Origin of the sequence: Holdemanella hominis, assembly GCF_014306155.1 — a bacterium.
Classification (GTDB): domain Bacteria; phylum Bacillota_I; class Bacilli_A; order Erysipelotrichales; family Erysipelotrichaceae; genus Holdemanella; species Holdemanella hominis.
Genome location: NZ_JACRWH010000012.1, coordinates 35,274 through 44,519 on the forward strand (window position 1 = coordinate 35,274; position 9,246 = coordinate 44,519).

19 protein-coding genes are annotated in these 9,246 nt (G+C 38.4%); all 19 read left to right on the forward strand.

The genetic code is table 11. From position 1 onward, the window contains the following. Positions 1–37 precede the first annotated feature (37 nt). Entirely contained in the window at positions 38–871 is an 834-nt protein-coding gene (gene rplB / locus H8911_RS04725) for a 50S ribosomal protein L2 (RefSeq protein WP_117924986.1), read from the forward strand. An 18-nt stretch (positions 872–889) separates the two neighbouring features. Beyond that, on the forward strand, positions 890–1,165 hold the full coding sequence (rpsS, locus tag H8911_RS04730; RefSeq protein ID WP_186998859.1) for a 30S ribosomal protein S19: 276 nt from the start codon (positions 890–892) through the stop codon (positions 1,163–1,165). A 14-nt stretch (positions 1,166–1,179) separates the two neighbouring features. After that, the gene (gene rplV, locus H8911_RS04735) at positions 1,180–1,515 is read left to right on the forward strand and encodes a 50S ribosomal protein L22 (protein ID WP_117572731.1); all 336 of its coding nucleotides are present in this window, start codon (positions 1,180–1,182) and stop codon (positions 1,513–1,515) included. 10 nt (positions 1,516–1,525) lie between these two features. Further along, entirely contained in the window at positions 1,526–2,338 is an 813-nt protein-coding gene (rpsC, locus tag H8911_RS04740) for a 30S ribosomal protein S3 (protein WP_117924988.1), read from the forward strand. Continuing rightward, positions 2,338–2,754, forward strand: a complete 417-nt coding sequence (gene rplP / locus H8911_RS04745; protein WP_003864837.1) for a 50S ribosomal protein L16 — start codon at positions 2,338–2,340, stop codon at positions 2,752–2,754. Before rpsC ends, rplP begins: the two co-directional genes overlap by 1 nt. After that, positions 2,754–2,954 carry a 50S ribosomal protein L29 gene (gene rpmC, locus H8911_RS04750; RefSeq protein WP_003864836.1) on the forward strand — a complete coding sequence of 67 codons (201 nt, stop codon included), beginning with the start codon at positions 2,754–2,756 and terminating at the stop codon, positions 2,952–2,954. The genes rplP and rpmC overlap by 1 nt, the downstream gene beginning before the upstream one ends. A 13-nt stretch (positions 2,955–2,967) precedes the next feature. Further along, positions 2,968–3,225 carry a 30S ribosomal protein S17 gene (gene rpsQ / locus H8911_RS04755; RefSeq protein WP_117572735.1) on the forward strand — a complete coding sequence of 86 codons (258 nt, stop codon included), beginning with the start codon at positions 2,968–2,970 and terminating at the stop codon, positions 3,223–3,225. 18 nt (positions 3,226–3,243) lie between these two features. Beyond that, the gene (gene rplN / locus H8911_RS04760; protein WP_003864834.1) at positions 3,244–3,612 is read left to right on the forward strand and encodes a 50S ribosomal protein L14; all 369 of its coding nucleotides are present in this window, start codon (positions 3,244–3,246) and stop codon (positions 3,610–3,612) included. A gap of 13 nt (positions 3,613–3,625) precedes the next feature. Beyond that, positions 3,626–3,946 carry a 50S ribosomal protein L24 gene (gene rplX, locus H8911_RS04765; protein ID WP_117924990.1) on the forward strand — a complete coding sequence of 107 codons (321 nt, stop codon included), beginning with the start codon at positions 3,626–3,628 and terminating at the stop codon, positions 3,944–3,946. 11 nt (positions 3,947–3,957) lie between these two features. Beyond that, positions 3,958–4,497, forward strand: a complete 540-nt coding sequence (gene rplE / locus H8911_RS04770; RefSeq protein WP_003864832.1) for a 50S ribosomal protein L5 — start codon at positions 3,958–3,960, stop codon at positions 4,495–4,497. A gap of 13 nt (positions 4,498–4,510) precedes the next feature. Then, positions 4,511–4,696 (forward strand): type Z 30S ribosomal protein S14, encoded by a 186-nt coding sequence (locus H8911_RS04775; protein ID WP_003864831.1) that lies wholly within the window; start codon positions 4,511–4,513, stop codon positions 4,694–4,696. 15 nt (positions 4,697–4,711) lie between these two features. Continuing rightward, on the forward strand, positions 4,712–5,107 hold the full coding sequence (rpsH, locus tag H8911_RS04780; protein WP_117572739.1) for a 30S ribosomal protein S8: 396 nt from the start codon (positions 4,712–4,714) through the stop codon (positions 5,105–5,107). Between the two features lie 25 nt (positions 5,108–5,132). Next, positions 5,133–5,678 (forward strand): 50S ribosomal protein L6, encoded by a 546-nt coding sequence (rplF, locus tag H8911_RS04785; protein ID WP_117924992.1) that lies wholly within the window; start codon positions 5,133–5,135, stop codon positions 5,676–5,678. A 21-nt stretch (positions 5,679–5,699) separates the two neighbouring features. Further along, positions 5,700–6,056: a 50S ribosomal protein L18 gene (gene rplR, locus H8911_RS04790; protein WP_003864828.1), complete on the forward strand. Its 357-nt coding sequence runs from the start codon at positions 5,700–5,702 to the stop codon at positions 6,054–6,056. A gap of 11 nt (positions 6,057–6,067) precedes the next feature. Then, positions 6,068–6,577, forward strand: a complete 510-nt coding sequence (rpsE, locus tag H8911_RS04795) for a 30S ribosomal protein S5 (protein ID WP_117572743.1) — start codon at positions 6,068–6,070, stop codon at positions 6,575–6,577. A gap of 15 nt (positions 6,578–6,592) precedes the next feature. Continuing rightward, positions 6,593–7,030 (forward strand): 50S ribosomal protein L15, encoded by a 438-nt coding sequence (rplO, locus tag H8911_RS04800; RefSeq protein WP_117572744.1) that lies wholly within the window; start codon positions 6,593–6,595, stop codon positions 7,028–7,030. Position 7,031: 1 nt separating this feature from the next. Next, positions 7,032–8,327, forward strand: a complete 1,296-nt coding sequence (gene secY, locus H8911_RS04805; protein WP_118114948.1) for a preprotein translocase subunit SecY — start codon at positions 7,032–7,034, stop codon at positions 8,325–8,327. A 19-nt stretch (positions 8,328–8,346) separates the two neighbouring features. After that, a complete protein-coding gene (locus H8911_RS04810) occupies positions 8,347–8,997 on the forward strand; it encodes an adenylate kinase (RefSeq protein ID WP_186998860.1) in 651 nt (216 codons plus the stop codon). A 134-nt stretch (positions 8,998–9,131) separates the two neighbouring features. After that, positions 9,132–9,246: 50S ribosomal protein L36 (gene rpmJ / locus H8911_RS04815; protein ID WP_003866328.1), on the forward strand; the 115-nt coding region annotated here is incomplete at its 3' end.

Here is a 9,246-nt window from a genome sequence, read left to right on the forward strand (position 1 = left end):
CTGAATAAATATTGCGATAAGGAGGAAAATTAAGTTTATGCCAATTAAGAAGTATAAACCAATGACACCTGGACGTCGTGGAATGACAACTTTGGCTAAAGATGAAATCACAGCATCTAAACCAGAAAAAAGTTTGTTAGCTCCATTGAAATCTAAAGGTGGAAGAAACAACACAGGACGTATTACTACACGTCACCAAGGTTCTGGTCACAAAAGAACTTACCGTATCATCGATTTCAAACGTAACAAAGACAACGTGCCTGCACGTGTTGCTACAATCGAGTACGATCCAAACCGTTCAGCAAACATTGCATTGTTAAACTATGCTGATGGTGAAAAACGTTATATCATCGCTCCAAAAGATTTGAAGGTTGGTATGACAGTTGTATCAGGAGCAGAAACAGATATCAAAATTGGTAACTGCTGCGAAATGAAAAACATGCCTGAAGGTACATTCATTCACAACGTTGAATTGAAACCTGGTAAAGGTGGACAGATGGCTCGTAGTGCTGGATGTTCAGCTCAGATCTTAGGTATTGAAGAAAAATATGTAACTTTACGTTTAGCTTCTGGTGAAGTTCGTAAAGTATTGGCTAATTGCCGTGCTACTGTAGGTACAGTTGGTAATGAAGATTACAGCTTAGTTAACTATGGTAAAGCAGGACGTAACCGTTGGAGAGGTATTCGCCCAACTGTTCGTGGTTCTGTAATGAACCCTAATGATCACCCTCATGGTGGTGGTGAAGGACGTACTCCTATCGGACGTAAATCACCAATGACTCCTTGGGGTAAAAAAGCATTGGGTGTTAAAACTCGTCGTAACAAGAAGGCTAGTACAAAATTAATTGTACGTCGTCGTAATGGTAAGTAGGCAAGGAGGTAAGATACAATGAGTCGTAGTTTGAAAAAAGGACCTTTCTGTGATGACCATTTGATGAAAAAGGTTGTTGCATTAAACGAAACTGAAAAAAAAGAAGTTATTAAAACTTGGAGCCGTCGTTCTACAATCTTCCCTCAATTTGTTGAACACACATTTGCCGTTTATAACGGTAAGGAACATGTTCCTGTTTATGTAACAGAAGACATGGTTGGACACAAATTAGGTGAATTCGTTCCAACACGTAAATACACTGGTCATGGATCAGATGATAAGAAATCTAGATAGTAGGAGGAGAAGAAATGGAAGTAAAAGCTACCGCAAAAACTCTACGTATTCAACCTCGTAAAGCAAGACTAGTCTTAGACTTGATCCGTGGAAAAGACGTAGAAGAAGCAGCTGCTATTTTGAAATTCTTACCTAACAAAGGTGGATACCTTGTTGGTAAAGTATTGCACTCAGCTGTTGCTAACGCAGTTAACAATAACGATTTGGATGAAAGCAAGTTATATGTGAAGGCTTGCTGGGCTGACGAAGGAATTACTTTGAAACGCTTCATGCCTCGTGCGAAAGGTAGTGCGAGTGCTATTCACAAACGTACAAGCCACATTACAGTTGTAGTGGCTGAAAAAGAGTAGGAGGTAAGCTATGGGACAGAAAGTAAGTCCAATTGGAATGCGTGTCGGAGTCATTCGTGACTGGCAATCAAGATGGTACGCTGACGATAAAGAATTCGGAACATTATTATTGGAAGATGTTAAGATTCGTGAATTGGTTGAAGCATACTACGTTAAATTATCAAACGAAGCTGTCGACAAACGTAAGGCAGACCCTCAAATCTCTCGTATCGAAATCGAACGTACTAAGGGTCGTATGACAGTTATCATCCGTACTGCACACCCTGGTGTAGTAATCGGTCAAGATGGAAAATCAATCGAAGGATTGAAAAAACAAGTTTCAAAAATCGCTTCTGCAAAGAACGTACAAATTAACGTTGTAGAAGTTGCTAATCCTAACTTAGATGCTCGTTTAGTAGCTCGTTGGATTGCTAACGAATTGGAAGGACGTAAATCTTTCCGTGCAACTCAGAAAAAAGCTATTCAAAACACTATGCGTGCTGGTGCAAAAGGTATCAAAACTGCTGTATCTGGACGTCTTGGTGGAGCTGATATGGCACGTACTGAAGGATATTCAGAAGGAGTTGTTCCTTTACATACACTTCGTAGTGATATTGACTATGCTTGGGAAGAAGCGGCGACTCAATATGGTCGTTTAGGTGTAAAAGTTTGGATCTGCCGTGGTGAAGTATTACCTGGTGAAATGGTTAAAGAACCAGAAGCTCCAAAACAACGCCCAATGCGTAAAGGAAAAGGACGTCGTCGTCCAGATGCTCGTTCAAACCGTGCCCCTAAAGATGCTGCTAAAGCTGCAGCACCTGCAGAAAAAGGAGGTAACGAATAATGTTAATGCCTAAACGTACAAAGTATCGTCGTCCTCACCGTTTGAGCTACGAAGGTCGTTCAAAAGCAGGTCGTACTATTGACTTTGGTGAATATGGATTGGTTGCTGAATCAGGAAACTATGTAAGTAACCGTCAAATTGAAGCAGCTCGTATTGCTATGACACGTTATATGAAACGTGGAGGAAATGTTTGGATTCGTATTTTCCCTCACATGGCGCGTACTAAAAAGCCTCTAGAGGTTCGTATGGGTTCTGGTAAAGGTGCTCCTGAAGGATGGGTAGCAGTAGTTCAACCGGGACGTGTAATGTTCGAAGTTGGTGGAGTAAGTGAAGAAGTAGCTCGTGAAGCTTTACGTCTTGCTGCTCACAAATTACCAGTTAAGACTCGTTTTGCTAGAAAAGGAGAAGTGAAGTAATGTTAGCTAAAGAAATCCGCGAAAAAACAAATGAAGAGCTTCTTCAGGAAATCGATACGCTTAAAGATGAACTTTTTAACCTTCGTTTCCAGCAAGCCACAGGACAGTTAGAAAATACAGCTCGTTTAAAAACTGTAAAGAAAACAATTGCTCGTATTAAAACTGTATTGACAGAGCGTGAAAACGCTGGCCAAGAGTAGGGAGGACGTATCTATGGAAAGAAACGCTCGTAAAGTATACCGTGGTACAGTTGTGTCTGATAAAATGGACAAAACTATCACAGTTATGGTAGAAACTAAAAAAACACACCCATTATATGGAAAACGTGTTAAATATTCTAAGAAATTTAAAGCTCACGATGAAAACAACGAAGCACGTATCGGAGATAAAGTAGTAATTATGGAAACTCGTCCATTATCTGCTACAAAACGTTTCCGTTTAGTTGAAATCGTTGAAAAGGCTCGTGGTTAATACTAGGAGGAGAAAGCAATGATTCAAAACGAAAGTCGTATGCGCGTTGCTGACAACACTGGAGCTAAAGAAGTTTTAGTTATCCGTTGTTTAGGCGGTAGCGTAAGAAAATTTGCAAACATCGGTGATGTCGTTGTATGTGCTGTTAAACAGGCTACTCCTGGTGGATCCGTAAAAAAAGGTGATGTAGTTAAAGCCGTAATCGTACGTACACGTCGTGGTGTTCGTCGTGAAAACGGAACTTACATCAAATTTGATGATAACGCATGTGTAATCATTAAAGATGACAAGACGCCAAAGGGAACTCGTATCTTCGGTCCAGTTGCTCGTGAATTACGTGATAAAGACTTCATGAAGATCGTATCTCTTGCGCCAGAAGTATTATAGGAGGTGTGTCTAAGTGAGAATTAAAAAAGGTGATAAAGTAAAAGTTATTACAGGTGCTTACAAAGGCACAATCGGTGAAGTAAAAGCTGTATTCCCTAAGGAAGACAGAGTTGTCGTTGAAGGTGTTAACATGGTAAAAAAACACTTGAAACCAACTCAAGCAAATCCAGAAGGTGGAATTGTTGAAAAAGAAGCTAAAATCCACGTTTCAAATGTAATGCTTTATGATGAAAAAGCAAAAGTTGCTAGCCGTATTACAACAAAAGTTGAAGTTGTAGATGGTAAAAATGTAAAAACACGCGTCTTCAAAAAGAGCGGTAACGAAGTGAAGTAGGAGGGTAGAAGATGAATCGTTTACAAGAAAAATATAAAAACGTAGTTGTCCCTCAAATGATGAAAGATTTCGAATACAAATCTGTCATGGAAGTACCTCACGTTGAAAAAGTAGTTATTAATATTGGTGTAGGTGATGCTATCACTAACGCTAAATTATTAGACGAAGCTGTTGAAGAATTAACAGCTATTACTGGTCAAGCTCCAGTTGTAACAAAGGCTAAAAAATCAATTGCGAACTTCAAATTACGTGAAGGTATGCCAATTGGATGTAAAGTTACTTTACGTAAAGAAAAAATGTATGAATTCTTAGATAAGCTATTCAACATTTCATTACCTCGTGTACGTGACTTCCGTGGAGTTAGCGATACTAGCTTCGATGGTCGTGGAAACTATACATTAGGTATTAAAGAACAAATCATTTTCCCTGAAATTGATTTCGATAAAGTAGACCGTACTCGTGGTATGGACATCGTAATCGTTACATCAGCGAAAACAAACGAAGAAGCAAAGGCATTATTAACTCAAATGGGTATGCCTTTCAAAAAGTAGGAGGAGCTTTTAAATGGCAAAGAAATCAATGATTAACAAACAACAGCGTCCTCAAAAATTTAAAGTTCGTGAGTACACTCGTTGTGAACGTTGTGGTCGTCCACACTCTGTATTAAGAAAGTACAAATTATGTCGTATTTGCTTCCGTGAATTGGCTTACAAAGGTCAAATTCCTGGAGTTAAAAAGGCTAGTTGGTAAGGAGGTATATTGCATATGATTATGACTGATCCTATTGCGGATATGCTGACTAGAATCCGCAATGCTTTGCAACAAAAGCATGCCTCTGTCAGTATGCCAGCGAGCAATGAAAAGAAAGCAATTGCTCAAATTTTGAAAAACGAAGGTTTCATCGTAGACTTCAACGTTGAAGGCGATGTTAAGAAAACTTTGAATATCGAATTGAAATACGGACCTAACAATGAAAAAGTTATCAGCGGTTTACGTCGTATTTCTAAACCTGGTCTTCGTGTTTATGCTAAGGTTGAAAACTTACCTAGCGTATTAAACGGATTAGGTATCGCAATCATTTCTACAAGCAATGGAATGATGACTGACAAAGAAGCAAGAAAGAACCACTTAGGTGGAGAAGTTATTGCTTACGTTTGGTAATAAATATATAGGAGGATAAAACGTAATGTCACGTATCGGGAATAAACTGATTACCGTTCCTGCAGGAGTTACTATTGAAGTAGCTGCTGGGAATGAGGTGACTGTTAAAGGACCTAAGGGTTCTTTAACACGTACATTCTCTTCTTTGATGGAAATCCACGTAGAAGATAATGTTGTCACTGTAAAACGTCCAAATGACGAAAAACACACAAAACAATTACACGGAACAACTCGTGCTTTGTTATACAACATGGTAGTTGGTGTATCTGAAGGATTCACTAAAGACTTAGAATTAGTTGGTATCGGATTCCGTACAGCAATGAAAGGAAACGTATTAACTTTAAACGTTGGATATTCTCACCAAGTTGAGATGCCAGTTAAAGAAGGCTTAGAAGTAACTTGTCCAACTGCTACAACTATCAAAGTTGCAGGTATCGATAAACAAGAAGTTGGTGAATTTGCAGCAAATATTCGTGCTGTTCGTAGACCAGAACCTTACAAAGGAAAAGGTATTCGCTATGTTGGTGAAATCATCCGTCGTAAGGAAGGTAAAACAGCAGGTAAGAAATAGTAGTGGGAAAGGAGATCAAAAATGTTTACTAAAGTATCACGTAATGAAACTCGTGTACGTCGTCACAAACGTGTACGTACAAAAATTAGCGGAACTCCAGAATGCCCACGTTTATGCGTATTCAGAAGTAACGCACATATCCATGTTCAAATCATTGATGATGTTAACCAAAACACATTGGTCAGTGCTTCAAGTGTTGACATGAAATTAGAAAATGGTGGAAACGTGGAAGCAGCTCGTTTGGTAGGAACTGAAATTGCTAAGCGCGCACTAGAAAAGAATATTAAAGAGGTTGTATTTGACCGTGGTGGATATGTTTACGCTGGTCGTGTACAAGCTTTAGCAGAAGCAGCTCGTGAAGCTGGCTTGGAATTTTAGGAGGTCGCACAATGGCAATGGATAGAAAACCAAAAAGAGACCAAAAAGAATTTGAAGAACAAGTAATCTCAATCAACCGTGTAACTAAGGTAGTTAAAGGTGGACGTCGTTTCCGTTTTGCTGCGTTAGTTGTAGTTGGAGATCGTAAAGGCCGTGTAGGTATTGGTACAGGAAAAGCTAACGAAGTTCCTGATGCAATCAAAAAAGCCGTTGAAGATGCTAAGAAAAACATCTTCACAGTACCAGTAATCGGTACAACAATCCCTCACGAAATCACTGGTAGATATGGTGCAGGATCTGTATACATGCGTCCAGCTATCGAAGGTACTGGTGTTATCGCTGGTGGTGCAACTCGTGCAATCCTTGAACTTGCAGGTATCTCTGATATCTTAACTAAATGTTTAGGATCACGTACAAAAATCAACGTTGTTCGTGCAACAGTTGATGCATTACAGAACTTAAGAACTGTAGAAAGCGTTGCTGCGCTTCGTGGTAAGAAGCCAGAAGAAATTCGCGGGTAATAGGAGGTAAATCAGATGAAATTACATACAATGAATTTAGCCGAAACTCGCACAGAACGTAACCGTGTTGGTCGTGGACCTGGAAGCGGGAACGGGAAAACTAGCGGTCGTGGACAAAAAGGTCAAAAATCAAGATCAGGTGGAGGAGTTCGCTTAGGTTTTGAAGGTGGTCAAACACCATTAGCAAGACGTTTACCAAAACGTGGATTCACTAACTTCAACCGTAAAGAATATGCTATCGTTAACGTTGAAACATTAAATCGTTTCGAAGATGGAGCAACTGTTAATGCAGCAGCTTTAATTGAAGCTGGTATTATTAATAAAGAACTTTCTGGACTTAAAGTTTTAGGTAACGGTGAGTTAACTAAAAAATTAACTGTTGAAGCAGTTAAGTTCTCTAAGTCAGCTAAAGAAGCAATTGAAAAAGCAGGCGGAAAAGTAGAGGTTCTATAATATGGCAGGCAAGATAAAGGCAATGTGGACGAATAAGGATATCCGCAATAGGATTCTATTCACCCTATTTGCCTTTCTTGTCTATCGTTTGGGATCAGCCATTACTGTACCTGATGTAAATACAACAGATTTAGTAAATGGTCTTGGGGAAAACTCATTGTTCGCAATGTTAAATCTATTAGGAGGTGGAGGACTTGAACAGTTCTCTGTCTTCGCTTTAGGAGTTACTCCCTATATCACAGCTTCTATCATTATTCAGTTATTAAGTATGGACGTTATTCCTCACTTAACAGAGTTGAGTAAAGCAGGGGCTAATGGTCGTAAAACATTAGACAAGTACACAAGATATCTTGCGGTCGTGTTTGCCTTTGTGCAATCATTCTCATTAGTATATGGTTTTTCAAAAGCATATACAGGTTTGATTGTCGGCGGTGTTACAATCAGTAAGATTTTATATATTGCAACAATATTTGCAGCAGGAAGCATGTTTTTAGTGTGGATTGGAGACCAAATTTCCATGAAAGGTATTGGAAATGGTATTTCCATGGTAATTATGGCTGGTATTGTTGGGCGTATGCCGCAACAATTCTCTAGTGCATGGTCAAGCTTAATTTCAGGTGAGTCTGCGCCTTCCTATGGAGCTTGGTTATTTGCTGCGTATATATTAATATACTTATTAATTATTATCTTTGTTACGTTGATTAATACAGCGGAAAGAAGAATTCCAATTCAATATACATCAAGTTCAATTTCATTGAGTAAACCAAGTGAAGCAAACTACTTGCCATTGAAAGTCAATTCAGCAAGTGTTATTCCGGTCATCTTTGCTAGTTCATTGATGATGGCACCAATTCAAATTGCATCATTCTTTCCATCAAATGATTTCATTAAAGAAATGCAAAAATGGTTAGGATTGCAAACATGGTATTCACTTGTAATTTATGTATTATTGATTTTATTCTTTACATTCTTCTATACGAAGATGCAAATTAATCCAGAAAAAGTTGCTGAAAACTTGGGTAAATCCGGATCATATATTCCTAGTGTTCGACCAGGTTCGGAAACAAAAGACTATATTAACCGAGTTTTATCAAGAATTACAGTATTAGGATCTGTTGCTTTAGCATTTATTGCTGTTATGCCACATGTCATGCCATTAATTTGGCCTGATCTTCCAAGCTCAATGGCTTTGGGTGGAACAGGAATGATTATCGTTGTTGGTGTTGCTATTGAAACAGTACGTCAAGTACAAGGATTGATTACTCAAAAATCTTACAAGAAATATTACGAAGACTAAGATCTTCAGGAGAATAGATATGAATATATTTATTATGGGAGCTCCTGGTTCTGGTAAGGGAACATTCTCTACTAAGATCAAAGAAGAATTCAATTTGAATCATATTTCTACAGGAGATATTTTCCGTGCAAATATTGCTGGTGGAACTGAATTGGGTCTACAAGCAAAAGCATATTCTGAAAAAGGTTTATTAGTACCTGATGAAATTACAAACAAAATGGTTAAGGATTACTTAAACACTTTGGAAGATAAAAAGAACGGATATTTATTAGATGGATATCCAAGAACTTTGGCTCAGGCAAAAGCTTTTGAAGAAATGACTAATGGAACAGATTTAGCAGTTGAAAAAATTGTTTATATGGATGTTCCATTTGACGAATTAACTCGTCGTATTACAGGTCGTCGTACTTGTAAAAATTGTGGAGAAATCTACAACATCTATTCAAAACCAGCAAAACTTGATGGTGTATGTGATGTTTGCGGTGGTGAATTAACACAACGTAAAGATGACAACGAAGAAAGCTTAAAGGTTCGTTTAGATGAATATGCAAAGAATACTGAACCAGTAATCGCATATTATGAAGAAAAAAATATGGTTTCAAAAATTGATGCGTCAAAATCTATGGAAGAAATTTGGCCAGAATTAAAAGAAGCCTTGAAAAACAAGTAAGTTGCGCTTATAATATATAAGCGCAACTTTGCTTGCGATTTATACATTCACGTTTCTGTTAAAATCCGCATGTACACATACGCATTTTAGCAGGGCCATTAAAATACGTGAATCATTACGTAGGAGGAAGAAAGATGAAAGTAAGACCATCTGTTAAACCAATCTGCGACAAGTGTCGAGTAATTCGACGCAAAGGACGTGTGATGGTAATTTGTGAAAACCCAAAACACAAACAGAGACAAGGAAACT

What these genes read in the sequence shown, in the direction of transcription:
- rpsE (WP_117572743.1), top strand. Translation starts at nt 6,068, where the DNA reads ATGGCAATGGATAGAAAACCAAAAAGAGACCAAAAAGAATTTGAAGAA.
- H8911_RS04810 (WP_186998860.1), top strand. Translation starts at nt 8,347, where the DNA reads ATGAATATATTTATTATGGGAGCTCCTGGTTCTGGTAAGGGAACATTC.
- rplF (WP_117924992.1), top strand. Translation starts at nt 5,133, where the DNA reads ATGTCACGTATCGGGAATAAACTGATTACCGTTCCTGCAGGAGTTACT.
- rpsQ (WP_117572735.1), top strand. Translation starts at nt 2,968, where the DNA reads ATGGAAAGAAACGCTCGTAAAGTATACCGTGGTACAGTTGTGTCTGAT.
- rpsC (WP_117924988.1), top strand. Translation starts at nt 1,526, where the DNA reads ATGGGACAGAAAGTAAGTCCAATTGGAATGCGTGTCGGAGTCATTCGT.
- rplN (WP_003864834.1), top strand. Translation starts at nt 3,244, where the DNA reads ATGATTCAAAACGAAAGTCGTATGCGCGTTGCTGACAACACTGGAGCT.
- H8911_RS04775 (WP_003864831.1), top strand. Translation starts at nt 4,511, where the DNA reads ATGGCAAAGAAATCAATGATTAACAAACAACAGCGTCCTCAAAAATTT.
- rpmC (WP_003864836.1), top strand. Translation starts at nt 2,754, where the DNA reads ATGTTAGCTAAAGAAATCCGCGAAAAAACAAATGAAGAGCTTCTTCAG.
- rplR (WP_003864828.1), top strand. Translation starts at nt 5,700, where the DNA reads ATGTTTACTAAAGTATCACGTAATGAAACTCGTGTACGTCGTCACAAA.
- rplO (WP_117572744.1), top strand. Translation starts at nt 6,593, where the DNA reads ATGAAATTACATACAATGAATTTAGCCGAAACTCGCACAGAACGTAAC.
- rplE (WP_003864832.1), top strand. Translation starts at nt 3,958, where the DNA reads ATGAATCGTTTACAAGAAAAATATAAAAACGTAGTTGTCCCTCAAATG.
- rpsH (WP_117572739.1), top strand. Translation starts at nt 4,712, where the DNA reads ATGATTATGACTGATCCTATTGCGGATATGCTGACTAGAATCCGCAAT.
- rplV (WP_117572731.1), top strand. Translation starts at nt 1,180, where the DNA reads ATGGAAGTAAAAGCTACCGCAAAAACTCTACGTATTCAACCTCGTAAA.
- rplB (WP_117924986.1), top strand. Translation starts at nt 38, where the DNA reads ATGCCAATTAAGAAGTATAAACCAATGACACCTGGACGTCGTGGAATG.
- secY (WP_118114948.1), top strand. Translation starts at nt 7,032, where the DNA reads ATGGCAGGCAAGATAAAGGCAATGTGGACGAATAAGGATATCCGCAAT.
- rplP (WP_003864837.1), top strand. Translation starts at nt 2,338, where the DNA reads ATGTTAATGCCTAAACGTACAAAGTATCGTCGTCCTCACCGTTTGAGC.
- rpsS (WP_186998859.1), top strand. Translation starts at nt 890, where the DNA reads ATGAGTCGTAGTTTGAAAAAAGGACCTTTCTGTGATGACCATTTGATG.